The following is a 16,097-nucleotide window of genomic DNA, read 5'->3' as shown; positions in this document are numbered from 1 at the left end:
AGGCCACGCGGGATCTGGACCCGGCGGAGACGCTGTTCATCGTCGCCTCCAAGACGTTCACCACCATCGAGACGATCACCAACGCGACCTCGGCCCGCAACTGGCTCCTGACCGGCCTGAAGGCCGGTCAGGAGGCCGTCGCAAAGCACTTCGTGGCCCTTTCGACGAACGCCGGGAAGGTCACCGAGTTCGGTATCGACCCGGAGAACATGTTCGAGTTCTGGGACTGGGTCGGTGGCCGCTACTCGTACGACTCGGCGATCGGCCTGTCCCTGATGATCGCCATCGGCCGGGAGCGTTTCCGGGAGATGCTCGACGGCTTCCACACGGTCGACGAGCACTTCAGGACCGCGCCCGCCGAGGCCAATGTGCCGCTGCTGCTGGGCCTGCTGGGCATCTGGTACATCAACTTCCACGACGCCCAGTCGCAGGCGGTGCTGCCGTACTCGCACTACCTGTCCAAGTTCACCGCCTACCTCCAGCAGCTGGACATGGAATCCAACGGCAAGTCCGTGGACCGTGAGGGGCGCGAGGTCGAGTGGCAGACCGGGCCGGTGGTGTGGGGCACCCCGGGCACCAACGGGCAGCACGCCTACTACCAGCTCATCCACCAGGGCACCAAGCTGATCCCGGCCGACTTCATCGGCTTCGCGAACCCGGTCGAGGAGCTGAGCGACGAACTGAAGGCGCAGCACGACCTGTTGATGGCCAACTTCTTCGCTCAGACCCAGGCGCTGGCCTTCGGCAAGACCGCCGACGAGGTCCGCGCAGAGGGCGTGCCCGAGGAGCTGGTGGCGCACAAGACGTTCAAGGGCAATCGACCGACCACGACGATCCTCGCCGGGGAGCTCACTCCGTCGGTGCTCGGCCAGCTCATCGCTCTCTACGAGCACAAGGTGTTCGTCCAGGGCGCGATCTGGAACATCGACTCCTTCGACCAGTGGGGCGTCGAGCTGGGCAAGGTCCTCGCCAAGCGCGTCGAGCCCGCGCTCACCGAGGGTGCCGAGGTGCCGGGCCTCGACGAGTCCACCAAGGCCCTCGTCGCCGAGTACCGCGAGCTGCGCGGCCGCTAGGGACCATGGGGGAGGCGGCGGCCGGGGCCGCCCCTCCCCCATGCAGCTCCCTGTTCAGGCCACCGCGCTCAGGGTGTCCGCGAGGCGGCGGCGTGCCGAGCGGGCCGCGGGGAGGGCGGCGAGCGCGGCGGCGCCCAGCACGGCTGCGGCCCCGAACGCCAGCAGCAGGACCGGGGACGGGCCCCGGGCCAGTCCGGCGCCGATTCCGCTGGACCTGCCCTGTGCGTCGATCAGCCAATGGGCGAGGGGAATCCCCAGTGCCGTGCCGACGCAGACGGCGGCCAGGGCGGTGCAGGCGGTGGCCGTGACGGTGATCGCGGTGATCTGCCGGGGGGACAGCCCGATGGCCTTGAGTGCCAGCAGGTCCCGCTCGCCCTCGCGGACGGTGCCGCCGATCGCGCTCAGCAGTTCGACGATCCCGATGAGCGCGAGGACGGCGATCAGTCCGGCGACGACTCCGCGCAGCGGCGAGAGCCCGTCCGCGGGATTCGTCACGGGGTGCACGTCAAGGTGTCCCGGGGCGGCTGCGGCCAGTTCCCCGGCGACCTCGTGGGGGTCGGCACCCGGACGGAGCCGGATCTGGTAGAGGGTGGGGCGCAGCCGCGGATCGTTCTCGCGCAGGGTGTCGAGCGAGGTGGAGATGACCCGTCCGGCGTTCTCCGGTTCGATGCTGCGGCCCACGATGTGCAGGATCTGCGGCTGGTCGCCCACCGTCATCCGCACCCAGTCGCCGACGCCCACGTCGAGCAGGTCGAGCAGCCCCTGCCCGGCCACGGCCTCGTCGCGGCCCCGCGCGGGTCGGCCCTCGGCCAGGGCGTAGGGGTACGGATCCTGGCGGGTGCCCAGGCCACGCAGGGCGATCGTGGCCGTCTGGCCCGGCACCAGGGCCGCCACCTCGACGCCCGGATAGGCGTCGGCGACCCGCGGGTTGCTCTCCAGCAGGGAACGGGCTGCCGCGGCGTCCAGGCTGCCGTCGGGGCGGACGGTGAGAGCGGCGGCGAGGCCGACCTCCTCGGGCCTGCTGTGGAAGCGGTCGATGGTGGTCCACGCGCTCATCGCCACCACGATCAGCAGCAGCGGCAGTGCCAGCCGGGCGACCGTGGCCAGCGACCGGGGCCGGCGGGTGAACGCCTTGTGCCAGCCCAGGACCAGAGCGGGCGGCAGGCGCAGCCCGAGGGCCCCGCGCGCCACGCCCGTCAGGCGCCCGCCCGCCGGGGCCGCGGACCGTGGCACCGGTACGGGAGGCACCCGCCCCGCGCGCCAGGCCGCGAGGCCGGTGGTGACGGCGATGAACAGCACCGCAGCCACCGGTACCGCGAACAGGGCCACGGTGTGTCCCGGCAGCCCCTGCCACACACCGACCGCGTCCCCGAGACGGCCCGGGACACGGCTGCCCCAGCCCTGCGTGAGTGCCGCCGCGGCCACGGCGCCGAGCAGCGCGTACGCGACGTGCTGGAGGAGGAAGATCCGAACGACCTGGCCGGGCGTGAAGCCGATCGCCTTCAGCACGGCTATGTCCCGCAGATGCCCGCGGATGCGGGTGCCGATCGCCCCGTGCACGGCGAACCCGGCGGCAACGAGCGCGCCGAGACCGAACAGGCCCAGCACCTGACCCAGCAGCCGGTTGTCGCCCTGCGCCTCGGCCCGCGCCTGCTGCCACGTCGAGACCTCGCTGACCCTGCCCGCCCCGAGCACGGTGACGGCGCGCTGGACGGCGTAGTCCGTGTCCCCGGGATCGGCCAGGCGCAGCCCGGTCACCTCGCCACCGGGATCGCGCACGGCGGACGGCGGCGCCCAGACGAGCCCCGGCTGTTCACCCGGGCTGTAGCGGGGTTCGGCGCTGTCCGCGATGCCCACGACCGTCAGCGTCCGGGCCGTGCCGGCCACCGTCAGGATGTCGCCGGGCTCGGCCAGCAGTGCCCGGGCGAGCCGGCTCTCCAGCACCACGCCGTCGGGCTGCGCCGGGCTCAGCCAGTGGCCCGAGGTGAGCAGCGGGCGGCCGACCGACGGCAGCCGGGGCGAGCCGCGCAGTTCCACCGAGGCGCGGGTGCCGCGGGAGGCAAGGGTCGCGGACTCGGTGGGATAGGGCCCGGCGACGGACTCGACGCCGTCCAGACCGGCCAACTTCGCCGCGTCGGCACCGCGGTCCGTGTGGATCAACACATGGGCGCCCCTCGCCTGTGTGAAGACCCGCTGCCAGGGGTTGGTCGCATACCCGAGGAGCGATGTGGCCAGCAGCAGGGAGGCGACGATGCCGGCGGTGGCGAGGACGATGAACAGTGCCTCGCCGCGATGCGTCCGCAGATCGGAGTGCGCCCAGCGCAGGGTGGCTCGCACGGCGTCAGCCCCTCGGCTCGCGCGGGACGGAACGGTTCACCCTCGGATCGTCGTGCACCGCTGTCAGCCCTTCAGCTCCAGCACACCGGATGTCCCGGTCCTGCGCGACGGGGTGCCGTCCAGTTCCGCGTCGTCGACGATCCGGCCGTCGAAGAAGCTGATCACCCGGTCGGCGGCACTCGCCAGCCGGGCGTCATGGGTGACCAGCAGGATCGTCTGGCCGCGCTGGTGGAAGCGGGAGAGCAGCCGCATGACCTCGCGGGTGCCCTTGCTGTCGAGGCTGCCCGCGGGTTCGTCGGCGAGCAGCAGCGGCGGATGGTTGACCAGGGCCCGGGCCAGCGCGACCCGCTGCTGCTCGCCGCCGGACAGCTCGCCCGGCATGCTGCGCTCCTTGCCGGCGAGACCCAGCTCGGCCAGCAGCTCCTCCCGCTCGGCCCGCGCCTGCTTCGGCGGCCGGCCGGCGAGCAGCGCGGGCAACTCGACATTGTCCGCCACCGACAGGTTGGACACCAGGTTGAAGAACTGGAAGACGATCCCGATGCGCTTCCTGCGCTCCACGGCCCAGCGCGCCTCGGTGTAGGAGTCCGTGGACTCGCCGTCCAGCCGGATACTGCCGCTGTCCGGCCGCTGCAGGCCGCCCAGCAGGTGCAGCAGCGTCGACTTCCCGGCGCCGGACGGGCCGGTGACGGCCACGAACTCGCCCCGGGTCACGCACAGGTCGACCCCGCGCACGGCGTGGGCGGGTGCGCCCTCGCCGTAGTGGGTCTTGACGAGGCCCTCGGCCCGCAGCAGAGGAGTGGGGCGCTCGCTCACTCCGGCTCCTCCAGTTCCTCCTGGCACCGCTCCAGCCAGTCGAGGTCGGCCTGCAGGTGCAGCATCGCGCCCTCGATCAGCAGATGGGCCATCCGGTTGTCGCGGTCCTCGGCGGCGGCCAGTTTCGACAGGTTGCGCATGGTGTTGAGGTACTGGCGCCGTTGCTTGTTGATCAGGGCGATCTGGTCGGCGAGACCGGTCTGCGGAGCGAGTGCCAGCTTCATGAAGAACTCGTCCCGCACCCGCGGCTCGTCGGCCGTCTCCTCATACCAGGCGCGCAGCGCCTCCCGCCCGGCGTCGGTGAGGTGGTAGATCTTCTTGTTGGGCCGGCTGGACTGCTCGACCTCCTCGCCCTCGATCAGTCCCGACTTCTCGAGGCGGCCGAGGGTCACGTAGATCTGGCCGACGTTCGGCTGAGGGTACGCGGAGCCCAGCAGTTGCTCAAGGTCCTGCTTGAGCTCGTAGCCATGGGCTGGGCCGCGCGCGAGGAGGGCCAGGAGGGGCAGGCGCACTCGTGCTGTCCTCCTCGGGTCCTCGTATTGTGTTCCAGGCCCTAGTATCGCCCATACCTAACAGGTATACATGGCCTCTGATTCCGGGCAAGGATGCCCGGTGCCGGTGTACAGGGAGGAACCTATGCGGTGGATGCGCGCCGCCGGTAGGGGCCTTCTCGTCCTCGCCGTGGTCCTGACCGGCTACGTAGCCTCCGGCGCCCGTGCCGACGACGGGACCGTGGGCGGCCGCGGCCCGCTCACCCTGGCCACCGCCGGAGACCTCACCGGCTATCTCGGACCGCTGCTGGAGGGCTGGAACCGCACCCACCCCGGCGAGAGGGTCACCCTCGTCGAGCTCCCGGACTCCGCCGACGAGACCCACGCGCAGATGACCACCGACCTGCGCGGCGGCGACCGCAGCCGGTTCGACGTCCTCAACATCGACGTCGCCTGGACCTCGGAGTTCGCCGCGGCCGGCTGGATCCGTCCGCTGCCGCGCGACCGTTTCCCGCTCGACAGCTTCCTGCCACCCGTCGTCGACACGGCGACCTACGACGGCCGGCTGTACGCGGTGCCCTACGTCACCAACGCCGGTCTGCTCCTGTACCGCAAGGACATCCTCGCCAAGGAGGGCGTGGCACCACCGCGCACCTGGGCCGAACTGGAGCGGGACGCGAAGACCATCGCCCCGAAATACGGACTCGACGGCTACGCGGGGCAGTTCCTGCCGTACGAGGGTCTCACCGTCAACGCCGCCGAGGCGGTGTACTCGGCGGGCGGCACGATCCTCGGGGCCGAGGGCGAGCGGGTCACCGTGAACTCGGCCGCGGCGCGCGAGGGCATCGGTTTCCTCGCCCGGGGCCTGCGCGAGGGCTGGATCCCGAAGGAGGCGCTGACGTACAAGGAGGAGGAGTCCAAACAGGCCTTCCAGGACGGCCGGCTGCTCTTCCTGCGTAACTGGCCGTACGCGTACGTCGTCGCCTCCGCCAAAGGGTCCGAGGTCGCCGGGAAGATAGGCGCCGTACCGCTGCCGGGACCGCACGGGCCGGGAACCAGCGTCCTCGGCGGGTCCAACCTGGCGGTCAACACCCATGCACGGCACCCCGAGTCGGCCGCGCGTCTGATCGCGTACCTGACCGGCGAGGGCGTCCAGCGCGAGGTGCTCACACGCGGCGCTCTGCCGCCCGTACGCGCCGCGCTCTACGACGACCCGGAGCTGGTACGGCAGTTCCCGTATCTGCCGACCCTGCGCGCCGGCGTCCTCGCCGCCGCCCCGCGCCCCAAGAGCCCCCGCTACGACCAGGTGAGCCTGGCGGTGCAGGCGGTCGTGCACGATGCGCTGACCGGGCGGGAGACGCCCGAGAGCGCGGTGCGGCGGCTGGCGGGTGAGCTGGCCGCCATCTCGCGGCGCTAGTTACTTGTTAGGTAACGCGGATATCTCATTACTGCTCTCTGCGGGCTGATATGTCCGGATATGGTTCCCCAACTTCCGGGAGATCTCTATCTGTTCGTTGACACTTGCTCGACACCTCTACCTAACATGCATGCATAACCGTAAGCACGCACAGACAGGTCGACGGGTGAGTCTCCAGCGCATCCGCACCCACCACTGGTGGCGCGACGCAGTGATCTACCAGGTGTACGTCCGCAGCTTTCTGGACAGCACGGGTGACGGGATCGGTGATCTGGCCGGGGTCAGGGCCGGGTTGCCGTACCTGAAGAAGCTCGGCGTCGACGGGATCTGGCTGAGCCCCTTCTACCCCTCGCCGCAGCACGACCACGGCTACGACGTGGCCGACTACTGCGACGTCGACCCGCTCTTCGGCGACCTCGCCGAGTTCGACCTGCTGGTGGCGGCCGCCCGGCGGCTCGGCATCAAGGTGCTCCTGGACATCGTCCCCAACCACTGCTCCAGCGAGCACCCGTGGTTCAGCGAGGCGCTCGCCTCCGCTCCCGGCAGCGCGGCCCGCGCGCGCTTCCACTTCGCCGAGGGGCGGGGCCCCGACGGATCCGAGCCGCCCAACAACTGGCACGCCATGTTCGGCGGCCCGGCCTGGACCCGGGTCACCGGGGCGGACGGGCGCCCCGGCCAGTGGTACCTGCACATGTTCACGCCCCAACAGCCCGACTGGAACTGGCGCGACCCCGAGGTCGCCGCCGAGTTCGACCGGGTGCTCCGCTTCTGGCTCGACCGGGGCGTCGACGGCTTCCGCATCGACGTCGCGGCCGGTCTCTTCAAGCACCCGGAGTTGCCGGACTCGCCGGACCCCGAGGCCGACGCCCGCACCCGTGACTCGGTCAACCCGCTCGCCTGGAACCAGCCCGAGGTGCACGACGTGTGGCGGCGCTGGCGTGCGGTGTGCGAGGAGTACACGGCGCGCGACGGCCGCGAACGCCTGCTCGTCGGCGAGGTCTCCGTGCCGACCGCTCGCGAACACGCCCAGTACGTCCGCCCGGACGAACTGCACCAGGCGTTCTTCTTCGACCTGCTCAGCGCCCCCTGGAACGCCGACTCCTTCCGCAAGGTCATCTCGGAGGCCATGCAGGACATAGCCGGCACGGGCTCCACGGTCACCTGGGTCCTCAACAACCACGACCAGGTCCGCACCGTCACCCGCTACGGCGAACCGGCAACAGAGCGCAGCGGCCTGGGCGCCGCCCGGGCCCGTGCCGCCGCGCTGCTGATGTTGGCGCTGCCCGGCGCCGCGTACATCTACCAGGGCGAGGAACTGGGCCTGCCCGAGGTCGTCGACCTGCCCGACGACGTGCTCACCGACCCGATCTTCCGCCGCACCGGCAGCCGCGCCCGCATCCGCGACGGCTGCCGAGTGCCGCTGCCGTGGTCGGGACAGGCCTCCCCGTTCGGCTTCACCTCCGGCGCCGAGGGGGCCAAGCCGTGGCTGCCGCAGCCCGAGTGGTTCGCCGAGCACGCCACCGACCGGGCCCTCGCCGACACCCGCTCCTTCTGGCACCTGTACCGCGACGGCCTGCAACTGCGTGCCGCGCTCTCCCAGTTGGGCGAGGGCACCCTGCGCTGGCTGGACTCCCCGCCCGGCGTCCTCGCCTTCGTGCGCGGCGGCGACCTCGTCTGCGCCGTCAACTTCACCACAGCTCCCATGCCCGCGCCGGTCTCCGGCACGCCCCTGCTGGCAAGCGGTCCCTGCCCGCCCGGGTTGCTGCCCGGCTCGACGGCCGCGTGGTGGATCAGCGACGGCACCGACCTCTGACCAAGCCCCTCCGAAGCCCGTCAACTCCGCATTCCCCGAAGGGACATCAACGATGATGCGACGACGCACCACCCTGCTCACCGGCTGCACCGCGCTCGCCCTGACGCTCGGCGCCACCGCCTGCGGCGGCGGTCCCGTCACCGCGGGCGGCGGCGACAAGGCGCTCAGCGGTCAGACGGTCACCGTGGCCGGCGTCTGGTCCGGCAGCGAGCAGAAGAACTTCCAGAAGGTGCTGGACGCGTTCTCCGCGAAGACGGGCGCCAAGACGCAGTTCGTGTCCACCGGCGACAACGTCTCCACCGTCGTCGGCAGCAAGATCGAGGGCGGCAACGCGCCCGACGTGGTGATGGTCCCGCAGGTCGGCGTGCTCCAGCAGTTCGCGAAGAAGGGCTGGCTCCAGCCCCTGTCCAAGACCGCCCAGCAGACTGTCGACGCCGACTACGCGAGCGTGTGGAAGAACTACGGCAGCGTCGACGGCACCCTCTACGGCTTGTACTTCAAGGCCGCCCACAAGTCGACGGTCTGGTACAGCCCGGACGCCCTCACGCAGGCCGGGGTCAAGCCGCCGACCACGTACGAACAGATGCTGCAGGCCGGGCACACGGTCTCCGACTCGGGCCTCGCCGCCTTCGCGGTCGCCGGGCAGGACGGCTGGACGCTCACCGACTGGTTCGAGAACATCTACCTCTCCCAGGCCGGTCCCGAGAAGTACGACGCCCTCGCCGCCCACAAGCTGAAGTGGACCGACGCGAGCGTGGTCAAGGCGCTCACCACGCTCGGCAAGCTCTTCAAGGACAAGCAGCTGATAGCGGGCGGCCAGAAGGAGGCACTCAACACCGACTTCCCGGGCTCCGTCGAGAAGGTCTTCGGGCCCAAGCCCGAAGCCGGAATGGTCTACGAGGGCGACTTCGTGGCCGGCGTCGCCAAGGACCAGTTCGGGAAGACCATCGGGAAGGACGCGAACTTCTTCCCGTTCCCGGCGGTCGACGGCGGTACGGCACCCGTGGTCAGCGGCGGTGACGCCGCGGTCGTCCTCAAGGACGGCAAGAACGCCAAGGCCGGCATGAAGCTCCTGGAGTACCTGGCGGGTCCGGAGGCCGCGGCCGTATGGGCGAAGGCGGGCGGTTTCCTTTCGCCGAACAAGAAGCTCGACCTCGCCTCCTACGGTGACGACGTCACCCGCGCGACGGCCAAGTCCCTCGTCGACGCCGGTGACTCGGTCCGCTTCGACATGTCCGACCAGGCACCGGCGGCCTTCGGCGGCACGAAGGGCGCCGGCGAGTGGAAGCTCCTGCAGGACTTCCTGCGTGACCCGTCCGACCCGAAGGCGACCGCGGCCCAGCTGGAGGACGCGGCGGCCAAGGCGTACCAGGGCTGAGCGGACATGACCGCCACCTCCCTCGTGAAAGAGGCGAGTTCCCCGCCCGTCGCGCTCGCCGACCGCGTTCGGCGTACGCGACGGCGCGGGCGGATCATCGCCCTGCTCTTCGTCTTCCCCGCGCTGCTGCTGCTCGGCGCCCTCGTCGTCTATCCGGTGCTCTTCTCGATCGGGCGCAGCTTCTTCGACGCCTCCGGTACCCGTTTCGTGGGCGGCGGCAACTACACCGAGATGTTCCGTGACCCGGCGACGCTCAAGGCCATCCGGAACACCACCATCTGGGTGGTCGTGGCGCCGGCGCTGCTGACGGGGCTCGGCCTGATCCTGGCCGTCCTGGTGGAGAAGGTCCGCTGGGCGACGGCGTTCAAGTTGCTGCTGTTCATGCCGATGGCCGTGTCCTTCCTCGCCGCGGGCATCATCTTCCGGCTCGCCTACGACGAGGATCCGAACAAGGGCGTGCTGAACGCCGCCGTGGTCTCGGTCCATGACGCCTTCAAGGGGACCTCGTCGTATCCGACGGCCCGTGCCCGCGAGGGGCAGGGGCTGACGCTCGGCCGCGACGGCGCGTACCGGACGAACGCGAGTGTCTCGCCGGGCGACTCGGTGGCCCTCGGGCTGGTCGGGGTGCTGCCCAAGGACCTGCCCGAGGGTGCCGGGCCCGCGTACGCGGCGGCCGGGAAGAGGGCCGCCGCGCACGAACTGCGCGGGGTGGTCTACCTGGACTTCACGCCCGGCGGGGGCGGGAAGCAGGGCAAGGTCGACCGACGGGAGAGCGGGCTGCCGGAGATGAAGGTCGAGGCGGTGCGTGACGGGCGGACCGTCGCGAGCACGACGACCGCGTCCGACGGCTCCTTCCGCTTCCCGGGAGTGGCCTCCGGCACGTACACGGTGAAGCTGTCGGCGTCGAACTTCTCGCCGCCGTACCAGGGTGTGTCCTGGCTCGGGCCGACGCTGGTCACCCCGGCGATCATCGGGGCCTACCTGTGGATCTGGACCGGCTTCGCGATGGTGCTGATCGGTGCGGGTCTCGCGACGCTGCCGCGGGACGCGCTGGAGGCGGCGCGGATGGACGGGGCCAACGAGTGGCAGATCTTCCGGCGGATCACGGTCCCGCTGCTCGCACCGGTGCTGACCGTGGTCTTCGTGACGCTGGTGATCAATGTGATGAAGGTCTTCGACCTCGTCTACATCATCGCGCCCGGGCCGGTGCAGGAGGACGCGACCGTGCTCGCGACGCAGATGTGGCTGGTGTCCTTCGGTGGCGGCAACAACCAGGGGCTCGGCAGCGCGCTCGGGGTGCTGCTCCTGCTGCTGGTGATCCCCGCGATGGTCTTCAACGTCCGCCGTTTCCGAAGGAGTCAGCGATGAACGCGGTCAGGCGTGGCCTGGGCAACGGGGTGGTGCAGGGCTTCCTCGTCGTGATCGGCCTGATCTGGCTCACCCCGCTGGCAGGGCTGTTCGTCTCGTCGCTGCGGTCGGTCGAGGACACGGCGAAGGGCGGCTGGTGGACGGCGCTGGCCAGTCCCGGGCAGCTGTCCTTCGACAACTACTCGGCGCTGCTGAAGAACGCCGGGATGACGCAGGCGTTCTGGAACACGGTGCTGATCTCGGTGCCGGCGACCGCACTGGTCGTCGTGATCGCCGCGCTCGCCGGATACGCCTTCGCGTGGCTGGACTTCCCCGGGCGCGAGCCGCTCTTCCTGCTGGTGGTCGCGTTGCTGGTGGTGCCGGTGCAGATCGGTCTGCTGCCGGTCGCCAAACTCTTCGGTCAGCTGGGTCTGTTCGGGACGATCCCGGGAGTGGTCCTCTTCCATGTGGCCTACGGTCTGCCGTTCGCCGTGTTCCTGCTGCGGAACTACTTCGCCGAGATGCCGAAGGAGATGCTGGAGGCGGCACGCATGGACGGCGGCAGCGAGTGGCGCGTCTTCACCCGGCTCGTGCTGCCCGTGGGCCGCCCCGCCATCGCCAGCCTCGCCGTCTTCCAGTTCCTGTGGGTGTGGAACGACATGCTGGTGGCGCTGCTGTTCGCCGACAGCTCCTCCCAGCCGCTGACGGTGGAACTCCAGTCCCAGATACGGCAGTTCGGCAGCAACATCGATGTGCTGGCGCCCGGGGCGTTCCTGTCGCTGATCGTTCCGGTGGTGGTGTTCTTCGCGTTCCAGCGGCACTTCGTGCAAGGGGTCATGGCGGGGTCGGTGAAGTAGCCCCTCGAAGCCGAACGCCGGACGGGCTGAATCCAGCCCGTCCGGCGTTCGGCATGCGAGAGGAGGCCGTTCCTCAGGCCGACGCCGGCGGGTACAGCGACCGCGGAAGCTTCGACGCCGCCGCCGCGTCCAGCAGCCACAGCGTTCGCGACCTGCCGTACGCGCCCGCCGCCGGGGCCTGGATCTCACCCGCGCCGGACAGAGCGATGGCCACCGCCTGTGCCTTGTCCTCGCCGGCCGCCAGCAGCCACACCTCGCGGGCGGACCGGATCGCCGGCAGCGTCAGCGTGATCCGGGTCGGCGGCGGCTTGGGCGCGCCGTGCACGCCGACCACCGTCCGCTCGGTCTCCCGCACCGCGGGCAGCTCCGGGAAGAGCGAGGCCACGTGTGTGTCCGGACCGACGCCCAGCATCAGGACGTCGAAGGTGGGCACCGAGCCGTGGTTCTCGGGGCCCGCGGCCCGCGCCAGCTCCGCGGCGTATGCTTCGGCCGCCGCTTCGGCGTCCGCGCCGTACGGGCCGTCCGACGCGGGCATGGGGTGCACGCGCTTCGGGTCCAGCGGCACGACGTCGAGCAGCGCCTCGCGGGCCTGGGTGTAGTTGCGCTCCGGGTCGCCCTCCGGCAGGTAGCGCTCGTCGCCCCACCACAGGTCGATGCGGCCCCAGTCGATCGCGTCCCGGGCGGGCGCGGCGGCGAGCGCGGCCAGCAGGCCGTTGCCGTTGCGCCCGCCGGTGAGCACGACCGAGGCGGAGCCGCGCGAGGCCTGCGCGTCCACGACCTTCGTGATCAGCCGGGCCGCCGCGGCCTGGGCCATCAGCTCCTTGTCGCGGTGCACGACGAGCTGCGGAGTACTCACTTCGCCGTCGCCTTCTTCGCGGGTTCCTGCACCGTGGCCGGTGCCGGTGCGACGGCCGTCACCGCTTCCTCGGTGACCGAGCCGCCGGCCACGGCTTTCGCGGCCGGAGCCCCGGCCGGCTCAGCCTCGGCGCCCAGCCGGTCCACGCCGTAGCGCAGCGCCGACGCGTAGGTGTCGTCCGGGTCGAGCCGCCGCAGCTCCTCGGCGATCAGTTCCGCCGTGTCGCGGCGCTTGAGCGCCACCGCGCGGTCCGGCTGGCCCTCGATCGACAGCGTGGCCAGGGAGCCGTCGGCGCGGTCGAGGACGATCGGGCCGCAGCTCGTGTCCATCCGCACGGCGGTGAGTCCCGGGCCGGGGGAGAGGGAGCGTTTGACGGGGACGCTCAGCCGGTCCGCGAGCCACATGGCCAGCAGCTCGCAGCTCGGGTTGAACTCCTCGCCCTCCACCTCGACACCCTCGACCTCACAGGTGACCTGATCGAGGGCCGCCGCCAGCATCGAGCGCCAGGGCGTGATGCGGGTCCAGGACAGGTCGGTGTCGCCGGGCGTGTAGGCGTCGGCACGGGCGCTCAGCTCCCGTACGGGTGCCTCGGCCGTGTAGGTGTCCGTGACCCGGCGCTGCGCGAGCGCACCGAGCGGGTCGTTGGCCGGGTCGAGCGGTGCGTTCACCGGCCACCAGGCGACGACCGGGGCGTCCGGCAGCAGCAGCGGCAGCACCACGGACTGGGCGTGGTTCAGGACCTCGCCGTACAGCCGCAGCACCACCGTCTCGCCGGTGCCCGCGTCCGCGCCCACCCGTACCTCGGCGTCCAGACGCGAGGACGTGCGGTCGCGTGGCGAACGCGAGACGCGCTTGATGACCACGAGAGTGCGCGAGGGGTGCTCGCGCGAGGCCTCGTTGGCGGCCTTCAGGGCGTCGTAGGCGTTCTCCTCGTCGGTGACGATGACCAGGGTCAGGACCATGCCGACGGCGGGGGTGCCGATGGCGCGACGCCCCTGCACCAGCGCCTTGTTGATCTTGCTGGCCGTGGTGTCCGTGAGGTCGATCTTCATGGCCGGCGCCAGCTCCGTCCGTCTCGTTCGAGCATCTCGTCGGCCTCGCGGGGCCCCCATGTGCCGGCCGGGTACTGCGCGGGCTTGCCGTGCTTGTCCCAGTACTCCTCGATCGGGTCGAGGATCTTCCAGGACAGCTCGACCTCCTCGGTGCGCGGGAACAGGTTCGAGTCGCCGAGCAGGACGTCCAGGATCAGGCGCTCGTACGCCTCGGGGCTGGACTCCGTGAAGGACTCGCCGTAGGCGAAGTCCATGGACACGTCCCGGATCTCCATCGAGGTGCCCGGCACCTTGGAGCCGAAGCGGACGGTGACGCCCTCGTCGGGCTGGACGCGGATGACGACCGCGTTCTGCCCGAGCTCCTCGGTGGCGGTGGTGTCGAAGGGGGAGTGCGGGGCGCGCTGGAAGACGACCGCGATCTCGGTGACCCGGCGGCCGAGGCGCTTGCCGGTGCGCAGATAAATGGGGACGCCCGCCCAGCGGCGGTTGTCGATCTCCAGCTTGACCGCGGCGTAGGTGTCGGTCTTCGACTTGGGGTCGATGCCCTCCTCCTGGAGGTAGCCGACCGCCTTCTCGCCGCCCTGCCAGCCGGCCGTGTACTGCGCGAACACGGTGTCGCGGCCGAGGTCCCTGGGCAGCCGGACGGCACCGAGCACCTTGGTCTTCTCGGCGGCCAGCGCGTCCGCGTCGAAGGAGGCGGGCTCCTCCATGGCGGTGAGGGCCAGCAGCTGGAGGAGGTGGTTCTGGATGACGTCACGGGCGGCGCCGATGCCGTCGTAGTAACCGGCACGGCCGCCGATACCGATGTCCTCGGCCATGGTGATCTGCACATGGTCCACGAAGGACCGGTTCCAGATCGGCTCGAACATGGTGTTGGCGAACCGCAGCGCCAGGATGTTCTGGACGGTCTCCTTGCCCAGGTAGTGGTCGATGCGGAAGACCTGGTCCGGGGCGAAGACCTCGTGCACGATCGCGTTGAGCTCCTCGGCCGACTTCAGGTCGTGGCCGAAGGGCTTCTCGATGACCGCGCGCCGCCAGGAGCCGCCGGTCTGGTCGGCCAGGCCGTGCTTCTTCAGCTGCTGGATGACCACGGGGAAGGACTTCGGCGGCACGGACAGGTAGAAGGCGAAGTTGCCGCCTGTGCCCTGCGCCTTGTCCAGCTCCCCGATCGTGGAGCGCAGCCGCTCGAACGCGTCGTCGTCGTCGAAGGTGCCCTGGACGAAGCGCATGCCCTGGATGAGCTGCTGCCAGACCTCCTCGCGGAACGGCGTACGGGCGTGCTCCTTGACCGCGTCGTGAACCTCGTTGGCGAAGTCCTCGTCCTGCCACTCGCGGCGGGCGAAGCCGACGAGCGAGAAGCCCGGCGGCAGCAGACCGCGGTTGGCCAGGTCGTAGACGGCAGGCATCAGCTTTTTCCGTGACAAATCGCCCGTAACGCCGAAGATGACCAGGCCCGACGGCCCCGCGATACGCGGAAGCCGTCGGTCCGCGGCGTCACGAAGCGGATTCGCTCCGTGTATGGATGTCAAGGTGTCAGCCCTCCGAGGGGGCGAGGCGCTGCAGCTCCGCCTCGGTCGACTTGAGCAGGTCGTTCCAGGAGGCCGCGAACTTGTCGACGCCCTCGACCTCCAGGAGCTGGACCACGTCGTTGTACGAGATCCCGAGCTTCTCGACGGCGTCGAGACCGGCGCGCGCCTGTTCGTAGGTGCCCGCGATGGTGTTGCCGCGGATCTCGCCGTGGTCCTCGGTGGCCAGCAGGGTGGCCTCCGGCATGGTGTTCACCGTGTTCGGCGCCACCAGCTCCTCGACGTACATGGTGTCCTTGTAGGCCGGGTCCTTGACGCCGGTGGAGGCCCACAGCGGACGCTGCTTGTTGGCCCGCGCCTTGTCGAGGGCCAGCCAGCGGTCGCTGCCGAACACCTCTTCGTACGCCTGGTAGGCGAGCTGCGCGTTGGCGATCGCCGCCTTGCCGCGCACCGCCTTCGCCTCGGGAGTGCCGAGCTCGTCGATCCTCTTGTCGATCTCGGTGTCCACACGGGACACGAAGAAGGACGCCACCGAGTGGATCTTGGACAGGTCCAGGCCGCGCTCCTTAGCCTTTTCGAGGCCGGTCATGTAGGCGTCCATGACCTCGCGGTAGCGCTCGAGCGAGAAGATCAGCGTGACGTTGACACTGATGCCGTTGGCGATGGTCTCGGTGATCGCCGGGAGGCCCGCCTTGGTGGCCGGGATCTTGATGAGCGTGTTAGGGCGGTCGACGAGCCAGGCGAGCTGCTTGGCCTCGGCGACGGTGGCCCGGGTGTTGTGCGCCAGGCGCGGGTCGACCTCGATCGACACCCGGCCGTCCTGGCCCTGCGTGGCGTCGAACACCGGGCGCAGGATGTCCGCCGCGTCCCGGACGTCCGCCGTGGTGATCATGCGGACCGCCTCTTCGACGGTCACCTTGCGGGCGGCGAGGTCGGCGAGCTGCTGCTCGTAGCCGTCGCCCGACGAGATCGCCTTCTGGAAGATCGTCGGGTTGGTGGTGACGCCCACGACGTGCTGCTGGTCGATCAGTTCGGCGAGGTTGCCGGACGTGATCCGCTTGCGCGACAGGTCGTCCAGCCAGATCGCGACGCCTTCTTCGGAGAGGCGCTTGAGTGCGTCTGTCATGGAAAATGCAT

Annotated in this window: 13 protein-coding genes; 6 read left to right on the top strand and 7 right to left on the bottom strand. The window is 70.6% G+C overall.

What is annotated here, in order from left to right:
- Positions 1 to 1,073 (top strand): glucose-6-phosphate isomerase (pgi, locus tag ACZ3TS_RS16655; RefSeq protein ID WP_467618342.1); only part of this gene is annotated, 1,073 nt, incomplete at its 5' end.
- A 54-nt stretch (positions 1,074 to 1,127) separates the two neighbouring features.
- Here the strand turns inward: pgi and ACZ3TS_RS16650 are convergent.
- The 3 genes from ACZ3TS_RS16650 to ACZ3TS_RS16640 all read right to left on the bottom strand — a co-directional run bounded on the left by ACZ3TS_RS16650 (position 1,128) and on the right by ACZ3TS_RS16640 (position 4,735).
- On the bottom strand, positions 1,128 to 3,410 hold the full coding sequence (locus tag ACZ3TS_RS16650; protein WP_467618339.1) for an ABC transporter permease: 2,283 nt from the start codon (positions 3,408 to 3,410) through the stop codon (positions 1,128 to 1,130).
- A 63-nt stretch (positions 3,411 to 3,473) separates the two neighbouring features.
- Positions 3,474 to 4,223: an ABC transporter ATP-binding protein gene (locus ACZ3TS_RS16645; protein ID WP_467618337.1), complete on the bottom strand. Its 750-nt coding sequence runs from the start codon at positions 4,221 to 4,223 to the stop codon at positions 3,474 to 3,476.
- On the bottom strand, positions 4,220 to 4,735 hold the full coding sequence (locus tag ACZ3TS_RS16640) for a PadR family transcriptional regulator (RefSeq protein WP_467618334.1): 516 nt from the start codon (positions 4,733 to 4,735) through the stop codon (positions 4,220 to 4,222). The genes ACZ3TS_RS16645 and ACZ3TS_RS16640 overlap by 4 nt, the downstream gene beginning before the upstream one ends.
- A 124-nt stretch (positions 4,736 to 4,859) precedes the next feature.
- On the opposite strand from ACZ3TS_RS16640, the gene ACZ3TS_RS16635 reads away from it, so the two are divergent.
- The 5 genes from ACZ3TS_RS16635 (at position 4,860) to ACZ3TS_RS16615 (ending at position 11,526) form a co-directional block, all read left to right on the top strand.
- A complete protein-coding gene (locus ACZ3TS_RS16635) occupies positions 4,860 to 6,131 on the top strand; it encodes an ABC transporter substrate-binding protein (RefSeq protein ID WP_467618332.1) in 1,272 nt (423 codons plus the stop codon).
- A gap of 130 nt (positions 6,132 to 6,261) precedes the next feature.
- Positions 6,262 to 7,944, top strand: a complete 1,683-nt coding sequence (locus tag ACZ3TS_RS16630) for a glycoside hydrolase family 13 protein (RefSeq protein ID WP_467618330.1) — start codon at positions 6,262 to 6,264, stop codon at positions 7,942 to 7,944.
- A 52-nt stretch (positions 7,945 to 7,996) separates the two neighbouring features.
- Positions 7,997 to 9,322 carry an ABC transporter substrate-binding protein gene (locus ACZ3TS_RS16625; RefSeq protein ID WP_467618328.1) on the top strand — a complete coding sequence of 442 codons (1,326 nt, stop codon included), beginning with the start codon at positions 7,997 to 7,999 and terminating at the stop codon, positions 9,320 to 9,322.
- Between the two features lie 6 nt (positions 9,323 to 9,328).
- Positions 9,329 to 10,690, top strand: coding sequence for an ABC transporter permease (locus tag ACZ3TS_RS16620; protein WP_467618327.1), 1,362 nt, complete (start codon positions 9,329 to 9,331; stop codon positions 10,688 to 10,690).
- Positions 10,687 to 11,526: a carbohydrate ABC transporter permease gene (locus ACZ3TS_RS16615; protein ID WP_467618324.1), complete on the top strand. Its 840-nt coding sequence runs from the start codon at positions 10,687 to 10,689 to the stop codon at positions 11,524 to 11,526. The genes ACZ3TS_RS16620 and ACZ3TS_RS16615 overlap by 4 nt, the downstream gene beginning before the upstream one ends.
- Before the next feature lie 73 nt (positions 11,527 to 11,599).
- On the opposite strand, the gene pgl is transcribed toward ACZ3TS_RS16615, so the two are convergent.
- Genes pgl through tal form a run of 4 tightly spaced genes read right to left on the bottom strand, consistent with a single transcriptional unit; the run spans position 11,600 to position 16,086 of the window.
- Positions 11,600 to 12,382 (bottom strand): 6-phosphogluconolactonase, encoded by a 783-nt coding sequence (pgl, locus tag ACZ3TS_RS16610; protein ID WP_467618322.1) that lies wholly within the window; start codon positions 12,380 to 12,382, stop codon positions 11,600 to 11,602.
- Positions 12,379 to 13,434, bottom strand: coding sequence for a glucose-6-phosphate dehydrogenase assembly protein OpcA (gene opcA, locus ACZ3TS_RS16605; RefSeq protein ID WP_467618320.1), 1,056 nt, complete (start codon positions 13,432 to 13,434; stop codon positions 12,379 to 12,381). Before opcA ends, pgl begins: the two co-directional genes overlap by 4 nt.
- Entirely contained in the window at positions 13,431 to 14,963 is a 1,533-nt protein-coding gene (gene zwf, locus ACZ3TS_RS16600) for a glucose-6-phosphate dehydrogenase (protein ID WP_467618317.1), read from the bottom strand. Before zwf ends, opcA begins: the two co-directional genes overlap by 4 nt.
- A gap of 4 nt (positions 14,964 to 14,967) precedes the next feature.
- Positions 14,968 to 16,086 carry a transaldolase gene (gene tal, locus ACZ3TS_RS16595; protein ID WP_467618315.1) on the bottom strand — a complete coding sequence of 373 codons (1,119 nt, stop codon included), beginning with the start codon at positions 16,084 to 16,086 and terminating at the stop codon, positions 14,968 to 14,970.
- Between the last annotated feature and the right edge of the window lie 11 nt (positions 16,087 to 16,097).

The sequence above is a fragment of the Streptomyces sp. NPDC022910 genome (genome assembly GCF_055561075.1).
The sequence above is the reverse complement of the archived record's forward strand: the minus strand, read 5'-3'. Positions and strand labels throughout refer to the sequence as shown.

Excerpts from the sequence above, each read along its gene's own strand:
- ACZ3TS_RS16630 (WP_467618330.1), top strand. The coding sequence starts at position 6,262 with ATGCATAACCGTAAGCACGCACAGACAGGTCGACGGGTGAGTCTCCAG.
- ACZ3TS_RS16620 (WP_467618327.1), top strand. The coding sequence starts at position 9,329 with ATGACCGCCACCTCCCTCGTGAAAGAGGCGAGTTCCCCGCCCGTCGCG.
- tal (WP_467618315.1), bottom strand. The coding sequence starts at position 16,086 with ATGACAGACGCACTCAAGCGCCTCTCCGAAGAAGGCGTCGCGATCTGG.
- ACZ3TS_RS16615 (WP_467618324.1), top strand. The coding sequence starts at position 10,687 with ATGAACGCGGTCAGGCGTGGCCTGGGCAACGGGGTGGTGCAGGGCTTC.
- ACZ3TS_RS16635 (WP_467618332.1), top strand. The coding sequence starts at position 4,860 with ATGCGGTGGATGCGCGCCGCCGGTAGGGGCCTTCTCGTCCTCGCCGTG.
- ACZ3TS_RS16625 (WP_467618328.1), top strand. The coding sequence starts at position 7,997 with ATGATGCGACGACGCACCACCCTGCTCACCGGCTGCACCGCGCTCGCC.
- opcA (WP_467618320.1), bottom strand. The coding sequence starts at position 13,434 with ATGAAGATCGACCTCACGGACACCACGGCCAGCAAGATCAACAAGGCG.